Here is a 24,199-nt window from a genome sequence, read left to right as displayed (position 1 = left end):
TTTTACAAAATTATCTTCCGATGTAAATCCATCCGGTTTTTTCTTTAGCTGTAGGATCCACTTTCAGAACATAAAAATAAGTACCGGTAGGTAAAGTTTTTCCTTTTTGAACAACTCCACTCACATTAGACATACCGTCCCAATCATTTTTATATGCTTGTGATTGATATACCAAATTTCCATATCGGTTATACACTTCAAATGTCGATTCTGTATATTTTTCAATACAATCAATTCTCAAGAAATCATTAGATCCGTCATTATTCGGAGTAAATTCATTGAATACCCTAAGACAGCTAATTTCCAGTTCAATTTCTGAACTATTATTGGTAGTATCTTCATCTGCAGGAATAGAAGATTGAACAATTGCAGTATTAGAATACTCACCAGATTCATTAACCTCTACAGTAATTGTCAATACCGCATTTACACTTGGCTCCAGCGTAGGGATCATCCACAGTGAACTGCTTAAATCATAGTCCCCATCAGTAGCCTTAGCATTAGAGAAAGTAAATCCACTCTGAATTACTTCACTAACTTCAATACTATTAATCGTGGTCTGTCCAAGGTTTTGAACGGTAATGGTAAATACAACTGTTTCACCAATAGAAGGATTCATATTATCAACCTCTTTTGTGATACCCAAATCAGTAACAAGAGATGCAGCTTTTGATATTAACGTAATTTCATTAGTAGTTTGATCTGTAGCAACATTGCCGGCAGTATCAATCGCTTCAACAACGATATCATACACTCCTTCATCTAATTCATTGTTATCTGGAATCTGTAATGACCAAGTGTCATCTGTATGGTCAACTAGATCTCCATCGCCCTCATGATACATTTCTCCATCAACTTCTACCATCAGATCATCATCAGAATCAGCAGTACCGGTTATCAACGGTGTGGTATCCGATGTTTCTTGTTCATCAACTGTCGGCGTTATCGGCATAGTTGTATCAACAATTGCTTCATCTTGTCCTTCCGCACTGGTTACGGCAGTAGCATTTGTGTAAGTAGCAATTACAGTTAAGGTATTCCCTTCACCGGGGCTACTATAGGTCACTCGTATTTCACCTTCAGCCTCCTGAGAAGCTGTAATAGTCTGCGGTGTTCCATTGATAGTAACAGTTTCTCCAACTACCGCTCCTGCAGGTAACGTGATGGTTACATCAATAGCACCATTCAGTTCAGTTTGATTGATAAATCCATCATTATTAACATCCTCTACAATCACTACAATAGGTGCTTCAACAGTACCAGAAGTAATAGTAATTTCGTCAGTCGTAGTATCATTTGAAACATTCCCAGCTGCATCCGTAGCCGTAGCTACCACATCATACGTACCTTCATTGATTTCGTTACCTGTCGGAATCTGAAGTGTCCAGGTACCATCTGTATTATCCACTAAATTTCCATCACCTTCAGTATAAGTGACACCGTTTAATGTTACGGTTAAGGTATCCTCACTATCCGCTATTCCGGTAAGGATTGGTGTTGTATTGTTTGTCGCTAAAGCATTTACTGTAGGAACCGCAGGGTTCGTTGTGTCAATGTTCAGTTCATTTGTTGTAGCATCATTCGAAACATTCCCCGCTGCATCTGTAGCCGTAGCTACTACATCATAAGTACCTTCAGTGATTTCATTGCCTGCCGGAACCTGAAGTGTCCACGTGTTATCTGTATTATCCACTAAATTTCCGTCACCTTCAGTATAGGTTACCCCATTAACTGTTACAGTTAAGGTATCAGCACTATCTGCCGTTCCGGTGAGGATTGGTGTGGTATCGTTTGTCGCTAAAGCATCAACAGTTGGAACCGTTGGGTTAGTGGTGTCGATGGTCAGTTCATTTGTCGTAGCATCATTTGAAACATTCCCAACTGCATCCGTAGCCGTAGCTACTACATCATAAGTACCTTCAGTGATTTCATTGCCTGTCGGAATCTGTAAGCTCCAGGTACCATCAGTATTATCTGTTAAATTTCCGTCTCCTTCAGTATAGGTTACCCCGTTTACTGTCACGGTAAGCACGTCTGCACTATCAGCTGTTCCGGTAAGGATTGGTGTTGTATCATTCGTAGCTAAAGCAGCAACAGTTGGAACCGTTGGGTTTGTGGTGTCAATGGTCAGTTCATTTGTAGTAGTATCATTCGAAACATTCCCCGCTGCATCCGTAGCCGTGGCTACCACATCATAGTTACCTTCAGTGATTTCACTACCTGCCGGAATCTGAAGTGTCCACGTGTTATCTGTGTTATCCACTAAATTTCCATCACCTTCAGTATAGGTTACCCCGTTTACTGTCACGGTAAGCACGTCTGCACTATCAGCCGTTCCGGTAAGTATCGGTGTGGTATCATTGGTAGCTAAAGCAGCAACAGTTGGAACCGTTGGGTTCGTGGTGTCAATTACAAGCTCATTTGTCGTAGCATCATTCGAAACATTCCCCGCTGCATCTGTAGCCGTAGCTACCACATCATACGTACCTTCAGTGATTTCATTACTTGTAGGAATCTGAAGTGTCCATGTACCATCGGTATTATCCACTAAATTTCCGTCACCTTCAGTATAGGTTACCCCATTAACTGTTACAGTTAAGGTATCAGCACTATCAGCTGTTCCGGTAAGGATTGGTGTGGTATCATTCGTCGCTAAAGCATCAACCGTGGGAACCGCAGGGTTCGTGGTGTCGATGGTCAACTCATTTGTCGTAGTATCATTCGAAACATTCCCAGCGGCATCCGTAGACGAGGCTACTACATCATACGTACCTTCAGTGATTTCATTGCCTGTCGGAATCTGAAGTGTCCAGGTACCATCGGTATTGTCCACTAAATTTCCATCACCTTCAGTATAGGTTACCCCGTTTACTGTTACAGTTAAGGTATCAGCACTATCAGCCGTTCCGGTAAGGATCGGTGTTGTATCGTTTGTAGCTACAGCATCAACCGTGGGAACCGCAGGGTTCGTGGTATCGATTACAAGCTCATTTGTCGTTGTATCATTCGAAACATTCCCAGCTGCATCCGTAGCCGTGGCTACCACATCATACGTACCTTCACTGATTTCACTACCTGCCGGAATCTGAAGTGTCCAGGTACCATCGGTATTGTCCACTAAATTTCCATCACCTTCAGTATAGGTTATGCCGTTAACTGTTACAGTTAAGTTGTCGGAACTATCAGCTGTTCCGGTAAGGATTGGTGTGGTATCATTGGTAGCTAAAGCATCAACCGTGGGAACCGTTGGGTTCGTGGTGTCGATGGTTAGCTCATTTGTCGTAGCATCATTTGAAACATTCCCAGCTGCATCCGTAGCCGTGGCTACCACATCATACGTACCTTCACTGATTTCACTACCTGCCGGAATCTGAAGTGTCCAGGTACCATCGGTATTGTCCACTAAATTTCCATCACCTTCAGTATAGGTTACCCCGTTTACTGTCACGGTAAGCACGTCTGCACTATCAGCCGTTCCGGTAAGGATTGGTGTGGTATCGTTTGTCGCTAAAACATCAACCGTTGGAACCGTTGGGTTCGTTGTATCGATGGTTAGCTCATTTGTCGTAGTATCATTCGAAACATTCCCAGCTGCATCTGTAGCTGTAGCTACTATATCATAGGTACCTTCCGTGATTTCATTGCCTGCCGGAACCTGAAGTGTCCAGGTACCATCAGTATTATCCACTAAATTTCCATCACCTTCAGTATAGGTTACCCCGTTTACTGTCACGGTAAGCACGTCTGCACTATCAGCCGTTCCGGTAAGGATTGGTGTGGTATCGTTTGTCGCTAAAACATCAACCGTTGGAACCACAGGATTCGTGGTATCGATGGTCAGCTCATTTGTCGTAGTATCATTCGAAACATTGCCAGCTGCATCTGTAGCTGTAGCTACCACCTCATACGTACCTTCAGTAATTTCATTGCCCGTCGGAATCTGTAAGCTCCAGGTACCATCGGTATTGTCAGTTAAATTGCCATCACCTTCAGTATAAGTAACACCGTTTACTGTTACAGTTAAGGTATCAGCACTATCAGCTGTTCCGGTGAGGGTCGGTGTTGTATCGTTTGTTGTTAGTGAGTTTACTGTAGGAACCGCAGGATTCGTTGTGTCGATTACAAGCTCATTTGTCGTAGTATCATTCGAAACATTCCCAGCTGCATCTGTAGCCGTGGCTACCACCTCATACGTACCTTCAGTAATTTCATTGCCCGTCGGAATCTGTAAGCTCCAGGTACCATCGGTATTGTCAGTTAAATTGCCATCACCTTCAGTATAAGTAACACCGTTTACTGTTACAGTTAAGGTATCAGCACTATCAGCTGTTCCGGTGAGGGTCGGTGTTGTATCGTTTGTTGTTAGTGAGTTTACTGTAGGAACCGCAGGATTCGTTGTGTCGATTACAAGCTCATTTGTCGTAGTATCATTCGAAACATTCCCCGCAGCATCGGTAGCTGTAGCAACTACATCATACGTACCTTCAGTGATTTCATTGCCTGCCGGAATCTGAAGTGTCCAGGTACCATCGGTATTATCGGTTAAATTTCCATCACCTTCAGTATAGGTTACCCCGTTTACTGTCACAGTAAGTACATCCGCACTATCAGCTGTTCCGGTAAGGATTGGTGTGGTATCGTTTGTCGCTAAAACATCAACCGTTGGAACCGTTGGGTTCGTTGTATCGATGGTTAGTTCATTTGTAGTAGTATCATTTGAAACATTCCCCGCTGCATCTGTAGCCGTGGCTACTACATCATAGGTACCTTCAGTAATTTCATTGCCTGTCGGAATCTGAAGTGTCCACGTGTTATCCGTATTATCGGTTAAATTTCCGTCGCCTTCAGTATAGGTTACGCCGTTTACTGTTACCGTCAAGATATCAGCACTATCAGCCGTTCCGGTGAGGATCGGTGTGGTATCGTTTGTTGTTAATGAGTTTACTGTAGGAACCGTAGGATTGACAATATCTACCTGATATGCTTCCGTATCAGTGACAATTCTGGAACAGATTCCATCGCTTGTTTCCAGAGAAGCATCTATCACCTTATCGGTATCTGCTACCAGATCACTTCCGCTAACGGAAATAGAAAATCTAAAATCACTTCCAACTAAGCCTGTGTATTCTGTTGAGTTTACTATTAATTTAACCTCATCATTAACTTTTGCATCTCCACCCGCAGTACCTTCAATAATTACATTTCCTGAAGCTTCGCTGGCATTAATGATATCATCGCTGGTGATATTGGCATCCAAAACTAAGGTTGGGGCCAGTGTGTTAGCTTGCACTGTTACAAGCACCGCTTGACGCGCAGACTCTTCTGTACATCCTGATTTGCTCGTCGCTACATAAAAAGTAGTATTTGCATTCAAAATAGGGGTATCAAAAGATTCTCCGGAGTTTAGCGTAGCTAATAAAGTACCTCCTACTATAGCGTCGTACCACTTTAACTGCAGCGATGCTGGGTTTGCTGTCGCCACCAAACTGGCTGATGCTCCTTCACAAATAGTTACATTTTGTGAGGCAGCAGCTATTACCGGGAGTGCCGGAGTTTTTATAATATCAAATAAATCTAATCGTTGTGTAACAGAAGCGCTCACAAGTGAAGAAAACTCCACTGCTATACGATCTACCGGAGCACCCGGAGTAAAAGGAATTGTTGCTATTTGATTGCTCTGCAATAACGTTAATAAATCTAGGTTTAAAAGTCCGGAAAGCACTGTAGATTGTACAAGCGTATCCCCGTTATATCCTTTAATAGTTATAGAGTTTGCCACGCCAACCGTTATTAACGAAGGGTCTAATCGCAAACGAATACTAAAATTATCAGTGGCAACAGAGGTCCCTTCAAAGTAAACAATTTGTTCTATTGAAGCTCCAAAGCCCACCAAACCAAGGCTCAACTGAGAATAGGTAGTATCATTACCATCCAAAACATTTTCCGGATTTGTAACGCCGGCTCCCCCGATCGTTAAAGCATCAAGATTGAGACCACTACCATCATAGGATGTAAAACTTGCGTTACCGCAATTATTGGGGTCACTCACATAATAAGCTCCGTACACACCGAGACGTTTTGTTGTATTTAAGCCAATTAAGGTCCCGAGTCGATTGGTCAGTTTAATACGATTATATGGAAGCGTAGGTGTAATTGCGATATAATAATCACCGGCAGCATCTACTACTATCTTCAGATTGGACTGCGCAAAATCGTTTTCTACGGCAGAATCTCCACTCAATACCACGGTGGTATTGTTTAGAGCTTCGACGGTGAACTCTTGTTCACCTATAAGAACTAACCCCAAGGCTTGCGCCAACACGCCACCTAAATTTCCGCCAATTAACGCGGGAAATAGATTATCATCTGTATCTATCTTAACATAAGAAGTTGTATTTGCAGGCAATAAGGATGAAAACTGCATCTCCAACTCACCCGTATACGCCGGTTGTGCCGGTAAAGGTAGTGGTCGTCCTGAATACGCACGAATCTCTGCTTTTGTAGAGAGGTCTCCATCAATGGCATTTGCAGCTACATCCACATTGGACTCACTAATAACAAAATCTGCAAAAACTTGTGTTTGCGCAGTTAAAACATGAATTGAATTAAATAGAAAATATACAGCAATCCATAGCGTATTTTTCGCGAGCGTTTGAATAGTAAAAATTCCTCTCATAGATGTAGGTTTGGTCGTTCATATTATCTTCGTTTAGTCATGCAAGTGGGGTTGCATTTATGATTAAAGGTAATTAGATGAAAATGTCTTTGGGGAAACATTTACAGCTTAAAAGTATAAGTATAACGCTTGACTAACCAGAATACCCTAAAATTTTAACAGTTAAACCATGTTAAAATCAACAATTTAGGTATTTATTACGGTTTAACCGTAAATAGAAGAAAGGTAAAAACGTGAGGATATTTGTTTTTACTTGTATGTTATTTCATTTTGTGAAGACGTGCTACATATTTACCGATAACATCAAATTCAAGATTCACTATAGAGCCTGTTTCTAAAGCGCTAAACGTCGTATGTTCGTAGGTAAACGGAATAATAGCCACGCTAAATTCTCCATCTTTTGAATTCACCACCGTAAGACTAACACCATTCACTGTGATAGAGCCTTTTTCTATGGTAACATTGCGCTGCTCCGGATTGTACGTAAATGTATAGTACCAACTACCTTCCGCTTCTTTAACGCTTTTGCAAATACCAGTTTGATCCACATGGCCTTGTACAAGATGGCCATCCAATCTGGCACCGAGCTTCATTCCGCGTTCAAGATTTACCAGATCACCAACTTTAAGGGAAGACAAATTCGTTTTCAATAAAGTTTCTTTGATTGCTGTAACTGTATAGGTATCATTATGAATTGCGACCACGGTAAGGCATATTCCATTATGCGACACACTTTGATCTATTTTTAGTTCACTGGCAAGCGCAGCTTTGATTGTGATATGAAGATTTTCTTTTTCAGACACCAATTGATGTACTTTCCCTAATTCTTCGATAATCCCTGTGAACATAATTGCGAAATATTTAGTTAAATTTGCGAACCGATTAATAGATGCGTATTATAAGACGCAAAAATAATCATAAACACGCTTAAAATGAAGAAAGAAGAAAGAATAAGAGTTGGCATATCGATTGGAGATCTCAATGGAATTGGTAGTGAGGTTATTATGAAAACCTTTGAAGATCCCCGAATGCTTGATTTTTGCACTCCTGTTATTTTTGCTTCTGTAAAAGTGCTGTCCTTTCTCAAAAAACAACTTAAAAGCAGTATTAACCTTCATGGAATTGATACTACCTCTCAAATTCTCGACGGAAAAGTCAATGTATTGAATGTCTGGAAAGAGCCTGTTTCAATTAATTTTGGAAAAGAAGATCCTGCTATTGGTGCGTATGCCATCAAATCCTTAAAAGCCGCGACCCAAGCTCTAAAAACCAATGAGATTGACGTATTGGTCACCGCGCCGATTAACAAAGCGAGCATTCAAGCCGAAGACTTTAAGTTCCCCGGACATACTGATTACTTAAACCAAGAATTGGACGGAGACAGTCTGATGTTTATGATTACGGATGACCTTAAAGTAGGGCTGCTCACAGACCATGTGGCGCTCAAAGATATTGCGCAAGCTATTACACCGGAGTTGATACAGAATAAAATCAATACTATCTATAACACATTACAGCAGGATTTCGGTATTTCAAAACCTAAAATTGCCGTATTGGGAATCAATCCGCATAGTGGTGACAATGGTGTGATTGGGAAAGAAGATGATGAGGTATTAAAGCCAACCCTTGAAAAAATAAGAGAAGAAAACAAACTGGTTTACGGACCTTATGCCGCTGATAGTTTCTTTGGATCTAATGCCTATACTACCTTTGACGCTATCGTAGCATCTTATCACGATCAGGGTTTAATCCCTTTTAAAACACTATCATTTGGCAAAGGAGTAAATTATACCGCAGGATTGCATAAAGTACGTACCTCACCTGATCATGGCACCGCCTTTGAAATTGCCGGAAAAGGTACTGCCGATGCCGGCTCCTTTAAGGAAGCTGTATTTGCTGCACTTACCATCTTCAAAAAACGTAGTGAGTATGAAACCCTCACTGAAAACCCTTTAAAAAAACAAGCGCGAAAGCCGGTGCAGCGTAAAAGATAAAATCATATTAACTTATTTTAGTCATTTTGCACCCTTATTACTAGTGCGTCAAAAACAAGGTGCAAACCATGTAAAATCTATCTAAACTACAACCGAGTAACATTCTGATATAATTTTATTTACAAAAGTATGCTGGTAATATTTTTTTGTTATCTTTGCACCCGCCTTTACCCATTTGGCAAAGGCCTGAAACTGATGATGAAATGAAACAACTAAAAGCGTATAACATCCCTTTTGTTGGACTGAAGCAAGGAATACACCAGTTTGAATATCAAATTGACAATACGTTCTTTGAACATTTTGAGTATGATGAATTTAATGCAGCGACGGTAGACGTTCTGCTTGAATTCAACAAGAAAAGCACTTTATTAGAGCTCAAATTTACAGCAACAGGTAGTGTAAATGTAAATTGTGATGTAACTAACGAACCTTTTGATCTACCCATTAATAATGAATTAATGGTAGTCGTAAAGTTTGGCGAAGTGTTTAATGATGAAAACGAAGAGCTTTTGATCATTCCCTTTGGAGCTTATGAAGTCAATGTACAACAATACATTTATGAACTTATTGCTCTGGCGGTACCTTATAAAAGAGTGCACCCCGGTGTTGAAGACGGAACGTTAAATTCTGAAGTACTTGAAAAGTTAGATGAACTTAGTCCTAAAGACAAGACAATAAAAGAAAACGATGAGGAAATAGACCCTCGTTGGAATAAATTAAAAAACTTATTAAACGATAAATAATACTTAGCAATGGCACATCCTAAAAGAAAGACCTCAAAAACGAGAAGAGATAAAAGAAGAACACATTATAAAGCTTCTGTACCACAAATTGCTATTGATCCAACTACTGGTGAAGCACATTTATATCACAGAGCGCATTGGCACGAAGGAAAACTTTACTATCGTGGTCAAATCGTAATTGATAACACAGAAGAAGAAACAGCTGCGTAAGCAAACTGTTAAAATTCAAACTATAACTCTCACATAAGTGAGAGTTTTTTTGTTTTTAGTTGAATATGTGTCAAAATCCCACTATTTTGCGCCATATTTGCATATAATTTAGTAATTTCAACGGCTTTTTGAGAAGTTATATTTCTCTAAGCACGGAAACTAAAATAAAGATATGAGTAAAATCTCAGCCGCTATTACAGCAGTAGGTGCTTATGTACCAGATTACGTCTTAACCAATGCTATCCTAGAGACAATGGTGGACACAAATGACGAGTGGATTACCAGTCGTACAGGAATTAAGGAAAGAAGAATCCTAAAGGATAAAGATAAAGGTACTTCATATCTTGGAATTAAAGCAGCAGAGGATTTATTAGCAAAACGAAACCTGGATCCTTCAGAGATTGATATGGTTATCTTTGCGACAGCTACACCAGATCTTCCCGTGGCATCAACCGCTGCATTTGCTGCTTCACAAATAGGAGCTGTGAATGCATTTTCATATGATTTACAAGCAGCTTGTTCCAGTTTTTTATATGGTATGTCTACTGCTTCCAGTTATATTGAATCAGGTAGATACAAAAAAATACTACTTATTGGAGCGGATAAGATGTCTTCTATAATAGACTATACCGATCGGGCAACTTGCATTATTTTTGGTGATGGTGGAGGCGCTGTGCTTTTTGAGCCTAATGAAGAAGGCCTTGGATTTCAAGATGAATATTTACGAACTGATGGCGTAGGCAGGCAATTTTTGAAAATTGAAGCCGGTGGTTCTCTTTTACCACCGTCAGAAGAAACAGTCGCTCATAAACAGCATTTTGTACAGCAAGATGGAAAATCTGTTTTCAAATACGCTGTTTCAAACATGGCGGATGCAAGCAGTAAAATTATGGAGCGCAATAATTTATCCGGAGAAGATGTAGATTGGTTAGTGGCGCATCAGGCAAACAAACGTATCATTGATGCTACTGCCAATCGTATGAACTTGGACGATAAGAAAGTTTTGATGAATATTCAAAAGTATGGTAACACGACATCTGCTACCTTACCTTTATTATTAAGTGATTTTGAAAAGCAACTGAAAAAAGGAGACAATATTGTATTTGCCTCATTTGGTGGTGGCTTTACCTGGGGTTCTATTTATTTAAAATGGGCCTATAATTCCTAAACAACAACAAAACAAAACACAATACACTATATTATGGATTTAAAAGAAATTCAGAATTTAATTAAATTCGTAGCCAAGTCGGGAGCTAGCGAAGTAAAATTAGAAATGGATGATGTCAAAATCACCATTAGAACAGGATCTGAAGATAGTAAAGAGACTACTATCCTACAACAAATCCCAATGAACACACAAATGCAAGGACATCAGGTGGGACAGGCACCAGCACCAGCTGCTCCGATCTCAACTCCTGCAGCTCCGACAGAAGCTAGTCAGGCTGAAGAGGATAATTCCAAATATATTACTATCAAATCTCCAATTATTGGAACGTTCTATCGCAAACCTTCTCCGGATAAACCTACATTTGTTGAAGTTGGCGATACCATTAAAGAAGGTGATGTACTTTGTATCATTGAAGCAATGAAATTGTTTAATGAAATCGAAAGTGAAGTTTCTGGTACTATTGTTAAACTACTTGTTGATGACTCATCACCGGTAGAGTTTGACCAGCCACTGTTCTTAGTAGATCCATCATAACCCAACTCTTAGGTGGCTGTGCTTTTTCTGTTGATTCTGTCAACAGGTACTTCGAAGTACCAAATAATCACAGCATCCAAGATTTTAAATTTAATTAGTTATGTTTAAAAAAATTCTAATCGCAAACAGAGGAGAAATTGCCATGAGGGTGATTCGAACCTGTAAAGAGATGGGTATAAAGACTGTAGCCGTTTATTCGACTGCTGATGCCGAAAGCTTACATGTACGTTTTGCTGATGAAGCCGTATGTATTGGCCCAGCCCCCAGTAGCGAATCTTATCTCAAAATGGCCAATATAATAGCTGCAGCAGAGATCACGAATGCTGATGCTATTCACCCAGGATACGGTTTTCTTTCTGAAAACGCCAAATTTTCAAAAATTTGTGAGGAGCATGAGATCAAATTTATTGGTGCCAGCGCCGAGATGATCGAAAAAATGGGAGATAAGGCAACTGCCAAAGCGACGATGAAAGCAGCGGGAGTGCCTACGATTCCAGGTAGTGAAGGTATTCTGGATACTTTTGAAGAAACTGAAGCGTTAGCCGATGAAATGGGCTATCCTGTTATGTTAAAAGCTACCGCTGGTGGTGGTGGTAAAGGTATGCGTGCTGTTTGGAAGAAAGAGGAGTTACGCAAAGGTTGGGACAGTGCCCGACAAGAAGCAGCGGCCTCTTTTGGTAATGACGGTATGTATATGGAAAAACTCATCGAAGAGCCTCGCCATATCGAAATTCAAATTGTTGGCGATAGCAATGGGACCGCATGTCACCTTTCTGAAAGAGATTGTTCTGTACAACGTAGACATCAAAAATTAACTGAAGAGACACCATCTCCATTTATGACGAACGAGCTTCGGGAAAAAATGGGAGAAGCTGCAGTAAAAGCTGCAGAATATATTAAGTATGAAGGTGCCGGTACTGTAGAATTCCTTGTGGATAAACATCGTAACTTCTACTTTATGGAAATGAATACTCGTATTCAGGTAGAGCATCCAATAACGGAGCAAGTTGTAGATTACGATTTGATTCGTGAACAGATTTTGGTTGCCGCAGGAATTCCTATTTCCGGAAAGAATTATTTCCCACAATTGCATTCAATAGAATGTAGAATAAATGCCGAGGATCCTTACAAAGATTTTAGACCTTCACCTGGAAAAATCACAAACTTACATATCCCTGGTGGACATGGAGTTCGTGTAGACACCCATGTGTATAGTGGTTATACTATACCACCAAACTACGACTCAATGATTGCAAAATTGATCACCACAGCTCAAACAAGAGAAGAGGCGATTAATAAGATGAAAAGAGCGTTGGATGAATTTATTATTGAAGGTATCAAAACCACAGTACCTTTTCACAGACAATTAATGGATCACCCTGATTATGTAGCAGGAAATTATACCACAAAATTTATGGAAGACTTTGAAATGAAGGAGCCTGTAAGTTAAAAATACTAAGCCTCAATATTGAGGCTTTTTTTATGAATTTAAGTTATTGGGAATATAAAAGCTGGATCTCTAATGTCGATATCACTGTTATTGGTAGTGGTATCGTCGGGCTTAATTGTGCGCTTCGGTTAAGGGAGCGTTTCCCAAAATCAAAGATTATTGTACTGGAAAAAGGTGTCTTACCCGAAGGTGCCAGTACAAAAAATGCAGGATTTGCGTGTTTTGGAAGCACTTCAGAGATCATAGACGATCTTGCTACACACACAGAAGAAGAAATAATTCAACTCGTTCAAAAACGAGTTGACGGACTTCAACATTTGCGCACCACATTAGGGGATACAACTATTGGATACAAAGAATATGGGGGCTATGAAATCTTTAGTAAAGATGCCTCAGATAGCTACGCCAATTGTTTAGCAAACCTTCCTAGAATTAACGAAATGCTTTATCCGGTCTTTAATCAGAAAGTGTTTTCAGAAAAAAAATCAACCTTTGGATTTAGAAACATTCAAGAGACGCTGATATATAACAATCTTGAAGGGCAGATTGATACCGGCGCGATGATGAGTTCGCTACTTACCAAGGTATATAAGAGCGACATAAAGATATTAAATAGTTGCGCTGTTCTCAAGTTGTCTGAAACAAATAACGCTGTAGCGATTGAAACTGAAAAATTTGCTTTTACATCTAATAAAGTGTGTATAGCTACCAATGGTTTTGCCAAACAACTCGGAATCGATGAAGTACAACCTGCGCGAGCACAAATACTAATAACCAAACCTATTAAGGACTTACAAATTAAAGGCACCTTTCATATCGATAAAGGGTTTTATTATTTTCGCAATATCGATAATAGAATATTGCTCGGTGGCGGACGTAATTTGGATTTTATTACCGAAAATACCCATCTACCGGGGCAGACTCCGATAATTCAGAATGCCCTTGAAAAGTTGCTTGAAGATATGGTGTTACCGGCACGCAAAATTGAAATAGAGCACCGATGGAGCGGAATTATGGGAGTTGGGAAACAAAAAAAACCCATCGTAAAACAGGTATCTGACAATTTGTTTTGCGGAGTTCGTCTTGGAGGAATGGGGATAGCCATAGGCAGTGGTATTGGGAAAGAATTAGCGGATTTACTTTAATATTTAACCCATCTAGTAAAAAATGGAAGCTGCAAACATCAAAGAGGAACTTCTATTGCATTGCCAAAATTATGTTAGTTCAAGACGCAAGCGTTTGACGTATCAAATCACTGATATACAGAAGGCTCTTGAGTCAGAAACGAAAAGTTCTGCTGGAGACAAACATGAAACTGGTAGAGCAATGCTTCATATAGAGCGCGAAAAACTTGGCGTTCAGTTAGCCGAAGTCCAAAAACTTGACTTAATTTTATCAAAGATTAGTTTGACACCTGCGTCGTTGGTAAAATTGGGAAGCTTAGTTTATACAGATAAAGGTCTTTATTTTCTCAGTATTTCTGTTGGTAAAATCGATAAAATGGATATATCTTGCTTTGCCATAGCAGCAAATTCTCCAATCGGTAAATTGCTATTAGGTAAAAAAAATAATGACACTATTCAATTTAACGGTAACACCATCGTTATAGAAAACATACTTTAAAAATTAAAAAGGTGCCGCTGAATTTAGCAAATTTACGTACTTTTCATTCTGACAAACATTCATTTATGAGCTATCGGATTTTCACCCTTTTCATTTGTTTCCTATTTCTCTTTGGTTGTAAGCCTTATGAGACCACGAAAGTTCGTAAAAACCAAATTACCTACGAAAGCTTTAGAGAAGATCAGAGAACATTTCCTTCAGAAGATGGTATCATGAAATATATAGATAAAGGTAATGGACCTGTCATTGTACTCCTCCATGGTGTCCCTACTTCAGGTTGGCTCTATCGTAAAATGATTGACCCCTTAGTTGCCGGTGGGTACCGCGTTATAGTTCCGGATATGCTAGGTTTTGGATCCAGTGATTCACCAGAAGGTTTTGAATTATATAGTGAACAAAATCATGCCAGACGATTGCTGGAACTTATGGACGGATTGGGTGTGGATAAATGGACACAGGTAGTGCATGATGCCGGTGGCGTTTGGACTTGGGAACTATTTAAAAGTCAGCCAAATCGTATAGAGAATTTAGTTTTGTTGAACACGGTGCTATTTGATGATGGATTCTATCCAACCATACAATTACAACCGGGAATTGCCTCAAAAACCAAAATGTGGTCATACAGAAAAGGTATTGCAACCAACAACTTATTTAAAAAGTTGTTTGACGAGGGTCTTCAACAAAATAAACTTAATCATTTGGATGTAGAAGGTTATAAAACGCCTTTAGTCGAAGGGAAAACCGATGCTCTTTATTACTATTATAGTGAGACTTGCAATCAGCTCCCTGATTATAGGGCGACTTTTGATAGCATTAAAATTCCAACAACAGTTATTTGGGGTATCCATGACACCATGTTACAATGGCCGCCACAACAGCTAAGTGTTGCAAATAGTTTTGATGTAAAAAAGGAAAATATTCACGTTATTGATGAGAAACATTTTTTACAAGAAACCAAAGCAAAAAAAATCAGCTATATCATTCGGGATTTTCTTAGTTCAAACAAAGCGAAGTAATCCATTGCTTCATTTCTATTCTAAAAATAGTACCGTTGATCAGTTCCTGAATTTGTATGAGTTCATCACTACTTACAGCCAAGTCTATTTTATCTGAAGGTGTTCTTAGTAAAAAAGTTTTACAAGACGAATGCTCTTTGCAAGCATTGCAATTTTGCGTGCTTAAGCTACTTGCACAAAAAGATGAAAAGTCTTTTAATTCGTTTAACGATAGTAAAAATCCAGTATTCCTGAAAACTAGTTGGATTTTTGGTAATGGTGCTTTTCGTTCTTGCGTCCAATAAAATGACATCCCAACTTCATTACTATAAATTTTGTCAACCGTATTCATACCTTTAGATTTCCATCAAAAATACTATTATTTATATTCAATCTAAATAAAAATAAGTTAATTTATATCTTTAAGAAGTAATTGGAGGTTAATTTCATTATTCCATTCGTTCTCGCCGATAGCATAAACTGCATCGAATAATTTCTTTTCAAGAATTAAATCACATTTACTCCCAAGATTAAAACCGATAGCCCCAATTTGAACATCATCTTTTTTCAGCGTTGATTTTAAATGTGCTCCCTCTGCTCCCACGCATTTACCCCATCCCGTTTCCTGAACACCTTCTGTCAAAAAAACGGGAGCCATGTTACCGGGTCCGAAAGGAGCAAATTGTTTTAATATTCTATAAAACTTGGGTGAAATTTGCGTGAGTTCAAGCTTCGCATCAATCAAAATCTCGGGTGTCATTAAAGCTGTATCCATGCTTTCTTCTACCACAGATTCAAATTTGTTCTTGAAAGCATCATAATGCTCTTCATACAAGGTAAGTCCAGCTGCATATTTGTGTCCTCCAAACTGATCAATATATTCTGTACAAGCCTCTAGCGCATTGTAGACATCAAAGCCTTTGACAGAACGCGCCGACGCGGCTAATTTATCACCACTTTTCGTGAAGACTAAAGTAGGGCGATAAAAAGTTTCAATTAATCTAGAGGCAACAATGCCGATAACTCCTTTGTGCCAACCGGCATCATATACCACGGTTGTATACTTATTCTCTTCTTTCTTTTCTTTAATCTGTTGTAATGCTTCGATTGTAATGGACTGATCGGCCGCCTTGCGATCAACATTGTAGGTTTCAATTTCTTTGGCATATGCGATGGCCAATTCGTAATCGGTCTCCGTCAACAACGTAACAGCATGCAAACCGTGCTTCATTCTACCGGCAGCATTGATTCTTGGAGCTAATAAGAAAACAACATCTGTAATAGTCAAACTTTTCTTTTTAACTTGTGATAACATGGCTTGAAATCCGATACGCGGAGCTGAATTGAGCACTTGCAACCCATAATATGCCAAGATTCTATTCTCTCCGGTAATAGGCACAATATCCGCCCCAATTGCTGTAGCTACCAGATCCAGATACGGTAGGATAGCTTTTAACGCTCCACCCCTTACTCCATGTATTGCCTGAATCAATTTAAAGCCCACACCACAACCACACAATTCTTTGTAGGGATACGTGCAATCATCTCTTTTAGGATCTAATACTGCTATAGCATCCGGAATATGAGTTCCCGGTCTGTGGTGATCACAGATTATAAAATCAATTCCTTTCTTTTTAGCGTACGCAATTTTTTCAATGGCCTTAATCCCACAATCCAACGCTATAATCAAAGTAATATCATTGTCTGCCGCATAATCAATCCCTTGATAAGAAATTCCATATCCTTCATTATAACGATCAGGAATGTAGCTCGCCACCTGCGGAGTTAACGTTTTTAAGTAAGAAGACATGAGTGCTACAGAGGTAGTGCCATCCACATCATAATCTCCGTAGACCAAGATGTTTTCGCTAACATCTACAGCGTTCTTGATCCTATTTACAGCTTTATCCATGTCTTTCATCAAGAATGGGTCATGGAGATCGTTTAAATCCGGTCTGAAAAACTTTTTAGCATCATCATAACTTTCCACCCCTCTTCGTACCAGTAGTTCTGCTAATACGTGATCAATTTTAAGAATTTCGGCTAGCTTTGAAGCCGTTTTTTGGTCCGGTTTAGGTTGTAATGTCCAACGCATAGTGCTGTTTTAAAAAAGTGGTCGATAAAGGTACAAGATTTTAACTGAGAAACGATATTGGTTTTGAGTATTGAAAATTGTACTTTCACCTAACCTAAAAAAACAATCCATGCCATTAGTTACACCACTGCCTGCAAATCATGATCCGGAAACCAAAGAACTTGCAGATTTTTTTAATGAAACCCTAGGGTTTTGTCCGAATTCTGTACTTACCATGCAACGTAGACCGATGATTTCTAAAGCTTTTATCAATCTTAATAAAGCCGTTATGGCCAATGAAGGTCGGGTAACCTCAGCTTTAAAAAGAATGATTGCATGGGTGAGTAGTAATGCCACTGGCTGCAGGTATTGTCAGGCACATGCGATTCGCGCTGCCGAACGTTACGGGGCAGAACAGGAACAACTGGATAATATTTGGGAATATAAAACGCATCCTGCATTTAACGATGCAGAACGTGCAGCTTTAGATTTTTCACTAGCCGCATCCATGGTGCCAAACGCTGTTGATGAGTCTATTAAAATTGAACTATATAAGTACTGGAATGAGGGAGAAATTGTAGAAATGCTTGGTGTTATATCTCTCTTTGGATATCTCAATCGATGGAATGATTCTATGGGGACTACTGTTGAAGAGGGTGCTATAGAATCCGGAGAGAAATATCTTGTAAAACATGGTTGGGAGAAAGGAAAACATAGCTAATCTATTTCTTTTACCCTCATTACGTTGAAGCCTTTCCCGTAAAAAAATTATAATTCTATAATCTTTTCTTGAATCGCTTTAATCATAAGCCCTGCAGTATTTTTAACGTTGAGTTTCCATAATAAGTTTTTGCGATGACCCTCAATGGTTCTTGTGCTTAAAAACAACTTTTCCCCAATTTCGGCGGTAGTTAATTCTTCTTTGATTAAGTGAAGTACCTCCAGCTCTCTACTGGTCAGTTTGTAATCTTTACCCAGTATTGGAGTATACTGTTTCTTGTTTTTGAGCCCTTTGAGTAAGGCCTCCGACACATAGGTGTTAAAATAAAACCCTTGATTGTATACAGATTGTATTGCTTCTTCCAATTCTTTTTGGTTGGTATCTTTCAATAAATATCCGTTAGCACCTATTTCCATTAAATAAGAAATCATCCTTTCTTCTTTATGCATGGTTAGGATGATTATCTTAATGTCAGGGTGAGAACGTTTCATCTGTGTTATCGTATCAATTCCGTTCATTTCTTCCATTTCCAGATCCAGCAAAATAACATCCGGATCTGTATCTTCAAGCTTTACAAGCAAATCTTTTCCGCTTACAGCTTCCAATACAAGCACAATCCGTGGCATTTTATTTATTAAAGATTTTATCCCTTCTCTAAAAAGATTGTGATCATCTACTAACCCAAGTTTGATATTATCCATAACCCTCTATTTATAATTTTACGATGCATCATAGGGAATGCTAATGCTCATTCTAAAACCTTTCTGTGTAGAAGGAAAATAAAACTTTCCTGACACGACAGATAATCGACTTTTAATATTTTTAAACCCTAAACCTTCAACATGATCCTCTGTATCCGGATTATAACCTTTACCATCATCCTCATATGCAATAACTAAATACTCCTTCTCAGTTTTTATATTAATTAGAATCCTGCTTGCATTTGCATGTTTTAAAGTATTATTTAATAATTCCTGAACAATTCTATAGCAATTAAGTTCTCTAGACTTAGACAGACTTTGGATGGGTTGGTAATTAAAAGATATTCTAACAGCACCTGTATCCTGTATCGACTGAACCAGACTTTGCACAGCCTCTATTAATCCCATTTTCTCCAGAATAACAGGTCTGAGGTCTCTGCTGATAGTACGAACGCTCTCGATCATAGTATCTAAAAAACTAAGACTCCTGTCAGTTAAGCTTATAATCTCTGATTTGGGTAAATCCGGTGTAATTTGATTAAAATATAGTTTTGTTGTGGTAAGCAATGCACCCACATCATCATGTAGCTCTTTGGCTATTCTATTCCTTTCTCTCTCCTGACTTAATATCGAGGTTTCGAGTAGTTCTTTTTGATACCTGGTTTCTTTCTCCTGATGCCTCTTTTGCTGCGCTAATAATTTACGTTGGTACAGAATAAAAAAGACAATCACTGCCAGGGATAAGGTAAAAATGACAGCCATTCCAATTACTATGATTTTTAATGTTATTGCTTCTTCGGATTCACCCATACAGCGATAGTATAAAACATGATCAACACAATATTAACAATGGCGTGGAGCCCCCATATTAAAAAACTAGCTTCTGTGGATTTCTCAAATAAATAATTATTGATAAAAAACAAAATCAGATTACTTGAAAAATAAATTAAAAAACCGGAATTAATCCAAAACATGGGATTCTTCTCTAGGGCTGTATACTCAACGTCCTTTAACGTTTTGTAAAAAAAACTCAAGGAAAACAGAATCACCAGAATACTTAACAAAGTCGTTATATTAGAGTTAAACACATAAATACTTTGAAAAAAAATCGTGTTGAGCACTGCCAAAACCACAAAGATTACACTTATACCGACTAGCAGCCTTTTTGAGACCAAATGAGTTAAAGTATTCCAATATATTCGAATAATCAATAAAAATTCGATGATGGTATACAAATGATATACCGGTAAGTTATTTATTTTCTTGCGCCACAATATGTTTGAAATCGATTCCACGATTAATACTAAAACTAATAAATGAACTAACTTTAACTGGACAGTAGTAAGTAATTTAAATCGTAATACAGATATCAGTAATGGAATAACCACTATAAAAGTTGACACGTTTCCTAAAATAAAGAAAAAATCTTTTCTCATGCATTTATGATTAGTCTATTTTTAAAATTATGGACAAGTTGGAGGACATGGCGTAGAATACTCTATTAATGTTTCTGTATCAGTACTCTCAATCACACCCATTCTATCTGCATTATGCGCTCCCTCATCATGAGTAAACCCTAAGACCGGAGTAAAAGAAATCATATGCTTTTGCTCGACCTTGTTCATATCTACACCCGGATATAAGGTTATTTTTCTTGTAGTGCTCTTGATTTGTTGTATTAACTGTATAACATCATCACTGAGCCAGAAAAAATTCACTCTTACCAGATAATCCTGATCTACTCCATTGTTTCCCCGATCCGGAATATTTTGACAATGAAAAAGATCATCTATCTTATTCATTTCAAGTTTGTCCCAATTATTCCAAATCATTTCTTTGAACACCCCTGGGACGATAGCTGAACTAAAATAGTCACCTTTCTTAGGTCGGCTAATGGAAGGGGTTAAACAAAATCTATACTTTTCATTAGTATTTACCTCTATATAAGGACAAAAGCTAATATTACTCTTCTTGTCTCTTTTTTCAAGAGCCATGCATATTTTGATAGAATTAATGGATGAAATAGCTTTAAAGCTGATAACGTCATTATCTGACATCTCAAAACAGGTTGCCCTATGGTATTGACCCTTTTCTAGTTTATGGAAATGATGAGCTAATTTTAATACATCCTCTCTTTCCCAACGTTGTGTTGAAACTTTGTCTACGGTGATTGTTGCTTCCATATCGACTTATTTTAACTATTGTTTACTCTTTAAATTTAATTAAATTTTAATTAAAATACTGATTTTTAGACTCTTATTACGTATAAATACGTTAGATGTACGTAAAAACAACGTTTCTACATTTTAAGGGTTTCAAGTCTTTTATTTTCTACTGTAGTTGTTCAATTTTGATCAAAATATATGTTGAAACACTCTACTTCAATACTTTAAAATTTAAAACTATGAAAACTCACACAACCATTATGACCGTCTTAATCATTTTTAGCCTTTTCTTATGGGGATGTAGTAAAGATGATGAAACACAAGATCCTTGTATCGAACCTTGTAATCCTGTTGGTAGTCCTTATTCACCATTTAGCAGAGATAATGTAATAGTCGAAGGTGAAATTAGGGAATCATCAACAGGTTACTATGTTGATGGTAAACTTATCATAGAAACAGATTCTACGGATCAAATTGTCTTTGATAACGCAAAACTAGATGTCACTTTTAGTAACGATGGTACACTTGCCGCCGTTACAGGTACATCAGAAGTACCTCCCCCATCAAACTATTTTACGTTTGAAGAACCTATTCAAGCAGATGTTGGTTTTTATAGTGGGAAATACTTAAATGAAAACCATAACTTCAAAATTAAACTGGTCGACGAAAGATTCTATTTTTTATTCCACATTGCAGTTGCTATAGAGGTCACAATTGGTGCTAATGATGACCCCGAGGCTCACAAACCTTTGTCATTAAAACCTCCCGTGGGGGGGGCACATCACCTATATTGCTGATTACACAGATCCTATGTACTTTTTTTCCGCAAGTCAAGATGTATTAGGTAGTGGCAGTATCGGGGTTTCAGAGCAAGGCTTTCTTTCTTATGTACCTACCAAAGCTGTTGATGACATACTCTCTTTCTCGGCAAAGTCTGTACGTGGAGGTAGTTTTTCTTTTTGGAAAATATTAGAAGCCAATGGGATGTATTATGAAAACAAAGAATTGAGTGCAGACCTACAATTCGATGAACCCATGCAATCTGATATAGGTTACAATTATAGATCAGGTATTAATGGAGAGCTGGAACTTAGTTTACCCATTAAATCATTTATTTCCTTTGGGTTCCCTATTGGACAAGGAAGTGCTGCCGTGATAGCTGAAGCCTCTGCACAAAACGGTGTGACTGCCAAGGCTTTTATTAATGGTTTAGTTGACCCAGATACCTCTTGGTGGCCTAACTTAATTCCTCTCAAGCCGGATGGTCAACTTAAAGCCTATGGCTATATCGTTGAAAACGGGAATTTTGATGTGGGCTTAAGCGGCTCTTTTAGTATACAAATGCCGGAAAAATCGCAGGAAGTAGCCGGTACTTTACGTTTAACCGAAGATGCATTTACCATGACCGGTAAAGTTACCAGAAACGATGAAGTATGGAGTGCAAAAGCTACCTTCACCAAAGATGAAACTGAATATATTGCCATACCCCCTGAAAACTTTTCAGATCATATTGGTGATCTTGTAGGTCACAAAATTGACTCTACATTTGCTGTGGTAGAAAACGCTATTGGGAACCTTGAAGAGGCAATAAAAGACTACGAATTTGAATTAAGCTTACGAGGTCTTAGAGAAACACTACCTGCTGTCGTATCCAATAGTTTATCAATTATTGATGAGTCTGTAGCTGCAGGTATCGCTGATGGCAGAAGACAGGCAGATACATATCTAAGTCAAAATGGCAGGGTTTTGTGCAGTGATAATATCGCAAGTGTAGTCAACAATGTCACAGCACCTTATAAAGCTGCCCTGATTCGGTTGCGAAATGCAGTTAATGAATCGAACGACAATGACCAAACCAGAATGGAAATTGAAGCTGCATTAAGAGAGCTAGCTGCGTTACACACTATTGATAAACGTGTGGATGTGAGCATAACTCACGGAAATAAAGAGGTAAGGGTTTTAGGAGAAGTAGTGGTGCCAAAATGTACTACTACTGGAATAGTAACCAGATCAATAACTATCAAAGCCACGGTGTTGAATTCCGGACAGGTTAGTCAATTGCTTGAGGCTGCAAATAATGTGAAGTACATTCAGCAAACTAGCGACATCATGATAGCAGCGCAACGTATCGTGGACGAATTGCCTAGTATAGAAGATTTACAGAATCTCAAAGATTCTATACAAGAATGTGTAAATCAAATCTCTGATAACATAGGAGATCTTGGGTTCATAAAAAATCATACTACCAATAAATACACGTATTTTTTGGTTATCAATGGAGAAAGAACAGAAGTTTCCGGCTTTGACATTTTTGATAGCTCTGCTGTGATTGATATCGCAATGCCTGAATTTGATCAATGCAATGCGGATAGCGCGTTAGAGAGACTGGTGAACGCTTCAAACTAATTTAATCTTAAGACTATTGATAAAAGGGGGTGCGATATATTTTATCTTACCCCCTAACTGTTTCATCTATTTTTTCCCACCCACCACAATCACAATCTCTCCTTTTGGAGGTTTGTTTTCATAGTGTGTAAGCACTTCTTTTACCGTACCTCGTATCGTTTCTTCATGAAGTTTACTTAATTCTCTTGATACTGAAACTAAGCGATCTTCTCCAAAATATTCGACAAAACTAGTTAATGTCTTCAGCAGTTTATGAGGAGATTCATAAAAAATTATTGTTCGTTGCTCTTCTGCTAGCGCTAACAAACGCGTTTGTCTGCCCTTTTTAACAGGCAAGAATCCTTCAAAAACAAATTTATCATTTGGCAAACCACTATTTACCAGGGCAGGAACAAAAGCAGTAGCTCCCGGTAAACAATCTACCTCGATACCACCCGCTACACAGGCTCTGACCAAAAGAAATCCAGGATCACTGATTGCCGGAGTACCAGCGTCACTGATCAATGCTATTTGCTCTCCCTGAGATAATCGATTAATTATATGTTCTACTGTTCTATGCTCATTATGCATATGATGACTTTGCATGGGCGTAGTAATCTCATAATGCTTAAGTAGTTTGCCACTGGTGCGCGTGTCTTCTGCCAAGATTAAATCGACTGTTTGTAAGACTTCGATGGCGCGAAATGTAATATCTTTTAAATTACCTATCGGTGTAGGTACTATATAGAGTTTTGACATA

Annotated in this window: 20 protein-coding genes; 12 read left to right on the top strand and 8 right to left on the bottom strand. The window is 38.6% G+C overall.

Annotated elements, in window-relative coordinates:
* Nucleotides 1-10: 10 nt before the first annotated feature.
* Together ACJRPK_RS02725 and ACJRPK_RS02720 are read right to left on the bottom strand one after the other, a co-directional pair.
* Nucleotides 11-6,676, bottom strand: coding sequence for an Ig-like domain-containing protein (locus tag ACJRPK_RS02725; protein ID WP_407138330.1), 6,666 nt, complete (start codon nt 6,674-6,676; stop codon nt 11-13).
* Nucleotides 6,677-6,936: 260 nt separating this feature from the next.
* On the bottom strand, nt 6,937-7,524 hold the full coding sequence (locus ACJRPK_RS02720) for a riboflavin synthase (RefSeq protein ID WP_407138329.1): 588 nt from the start codon (nt 7,522-7,524) through the stop codon (nt 6,937-6,939).
* Nucleotides 7,525-7,608: 84 nt separating this feature from the next.
* On the opposite strand from ACJRPK_RS02720, the gene pdxA reads away from it, so the two are divergent.
* The 9 genes from pdxA (at nt 7,609) to ACJRPK_RS02675 (ending at nt 15,414) form a co-directional block, all read left to right on the top strand.
* Nucleotides 7,609-8,670 (top strand): 4-hydroxythreonine-4-phosphate dehydrogenase PdxA, encoded by a 1,062-nt coding sequence (gene pdxA / locus ACJRPK_RS02715; RefSeq protein WP_407138328.1) that lies wholly within the window; start codon nt 7,609-7,611, stop codon nt 8,668-8,670.
* 203 nt (nt 8,671-8,873) lie between these two features.
* The gene (locus ACJRPK_RS02710; protein WP_407138327.1) at nt 8,874-9,413 is read left to right on the top strand and encodes a YceD family protein; all 540 of its coding nucleotides are present in this window, start codon (nt 8,874-8,876) and stop codon (nt 9,411-9,413) included.
* Between the two features lie 9 nt (nt 9,414-9,422).
* A complete protein-coding gene (gene rpmF / locus ACJRPK_RS02705) occupies nt 9,423-9,623 on the top strand; it encodes a 50S ribosomal protein L32 (protein WP_148781063.1) in 201 nt (66 codons plus the stop codon).
* A gap of 172 nt (nt 9,624-9,795) precedes the next feature.
* On the top strand, nt 9,796-10,791 hold the full coding sequence (locus ACJRPK_RS02700; protein WP_407138326.1) for a beta-ketoacyl-ACP synthase III: 996 nt from the start codon (nt 9,796-9,798) through the stop codon (nt 10,789-10,791).
* A 33-nt stretch (nt 10,792-10,824) separates the two neighbouring features.
* Nucleotides 10,825-11,325, top strand: a complete 501-nt coding sequence (gene accB / locus ACJRPK_RS02695; RefSeq protein WP_407138325.1) for an acetyl-CoA carboxylase biotin carboxyl carrier protein — start codon at nt 10,825-10,827, stop codon at nt 11,323-11,325.
* A 100-nt stretch (nt 11,326-11,425) separates the two neighbouring features.
* Entirely contained in the window at nt 11,426-12,775 is a 1,350-nt protein-coding gene (accC, locus tag ACJRPK_RS02690) for an acetyl-CoA carboxylase biotin carboxylase subunit (protein ID WP_407138324.1), read from the top strand.
* A 32-nt stretch (nt 12,776-12,807) separates the two neighbouring features.
* Entirely contained in the window at nt 12,808-13,920 is a 1,113-nt protein-coding gene (locus tag ACJRPK_RS02685) for an NAD(P)/FAD-dependent oxidoreductase (RefSeq protein ID WP_407138323.1), read from the top strand.
* Nucleotides 13,921-13,942: 22 nt separating this feature from the next.
* Nucleotides 13,943-14,398, top strand: coding sequence for a 3-oxoacyl-ACP synthase (locus ACJRPK_RS02680; protein WP_407138322.1), 456 nt, complete (start codon nt 13,943-13,945; stop codon nt 14,396-14,398).
* A gap of 65 nt (nt 14,399-14,463) precedes the next feature.
* On the top strand, nt 14,464-15,414 hold the full coding sequence (locus ACJRPK_RS02675) for an alpha/beta fold hydrolase (RefSeq protein ID WP_407138321.1): 951 nt from the start codon (nt 14,464-14,466) through the stop codon (nt 15,412-15,414).
* On the opposite strand, the gene ACJRPK_RS02670 is transcribed toward ACJRPK_RS02675, so the two are convergent.
* Together ACJRPK_RS02670 and recJ are read right to left on the bottom strand one after the other, a co-directional pair.
* Nucleotides 15,392-15,745 carry a hypothetical protein gene (locus tag ACJRPK_RS02670; RefSeq protein ID WP_407138320.1) on the bottom strand — a complete coding sequence of 118 codons (354 nt, stop codon included), beginning with the start codon at nt 15,743-15,745 and terminating at the stop codon, nt 15,392-15,394. The genes ACJRPK_RS02675 and ACJRPK_RS02670 overlap by 23 nt on opposite strands.
* Before the next feature lie 57 nt (nt 15,746-15,802).
* Entirely contained in the window at nt 15,803-17,488 is a 1,686-nt protein-coding gene (gene recJ / locus ACJRPK_RS02665; protein ID WP_407138319.1) for a single-stranded-DNA-specific exonuclease RecJ, read from the bottom strand.
* Between the two features lie 109 nt (nt 17,489-17,597).
* On the opposite strand from recJ, the gene ACJRPK_RS02660 reads away from it, so the two are divergent.
* A complete protein-coding gene (locus tag ACJRPK_RS02660) occupies nt 17,598-18,188 on the top strand; it encodes a carboxymuconolactone decarboxylase family protein (protein WP_407138318.1) in 591 nt (196 codons plus the stop codon).
* A gap of 47 nt (nt 18,189-18,235) precedes the next feature.
* Here the strand turns inward: ACJRPK_RS02660 and ACJRPK_RS02655 are convergent, their stop codons facing one another.
* From ACJRPK_RS02655 to ACJRPK_RS02645, 3 genes are all read right to left on the bottom strand, one after another.
* A complete protein-coding gene (locus ACJRPK_RS02655) occupies nt 18,236-18,889 on the bottom strand; it encodes a response regulator (protein WP_407138317.1) in 654 nt (217 codons plus the stop codon).
* 18 nt (nt 18,890-18,907) lie between these two features.
* Nucleotides 18,908-19,699: a sensor histidine kinase gene (locus ACJRPK_RS02650; protein WP_407138316.1), complete on the bottom strand. Its 792-nt coding sequence runs from the start codon at nt 19,697-19,699 to the stop codon at nt 18,908-18,910.
* 653 nt (nt 19,700-20,352) lie between these two features.
* The gene (locus ACJRPK_RS02645; protein WP_407138315.1) at nt 20,353-21,072 is read right to left on the bottom strand and encodes a hypothetical protein; all 720 of its coding nucleotides are present in this window, start codon (nt 21,070-21,072) and stop codon (nt 20,353-20,355) included.
* A 221-nt stretch (nt 21,073-21,293) separates the two neighbouring features.
* Here ACJRPK_RS02645 and ACJRPK_RS02640 point away from each other — a divergent pair, with 221 nt between their 5' ends.
* Both ACJRPK_RS02640 and ACJRPK_RS02635 read left to right on the top strand, forming a co-directional pair.
* The gene (locus ACJRPK_RS02640) at nt 21,294-21,851 is read left to right on the top strand and encodes a hypothetical protein (RefSeq protein WP_407138314.1); all 558 of its coding nucleotides are present in this window, start codon (nt 21,294-21,296) and stop codon (nt 21,849-21,851) included.
* Between the two features lie 13 nt (nt 21,852-21,864).
* Nucleotides 21,865-23,460, top strand: a complete 1,596-nt coding sequence (locus ACJRPK_RS02635) for a hypothetical protein (RefSeq protein ID WP_407138313.1) — start codon at nt 21,865-21,867, stop codon at nt 23,458-23,460.
* A gap of 66 nt (nt 23,461-23,526) precedes the next feature.
* Here ACJRPK_RS02635 and rsmI read toward each other — a convergent pair whose 3' ends face one another.
* Nucleotides 23,527-24,198: a 16S rRNA (cytidine(1402)-2'-O)-methyltransferase gene (rsmI, locus tag ACJRPK_RS02630; protein ID WP_407138312.1), complete on the bottom strand. Its 672-nt coding sequence runs from the start codon at nt 24,196-24,198 to the stop codon at nt 23,527-23,529.
* Between the last annotated feature and the right edge of the window lies 1 nt (nt 24,199).

This window comes from Aquimarina sp. 2-A2, from assembly GCF_045505135.1.
In the GTDB taxonomy this organism is placed as follows: domain Bacteria; phylum Bacteroidota; class Bacteroidia; order Flavobacteriales; family Flavobacteriaceae; genus Aquimarina; species Aquimarina intermedia.
The sequence above is the reverse complement of the archived record's forward strand: the minus strand, read 5'-3'. Positions and strand labels throughout refer to the sequence as shown.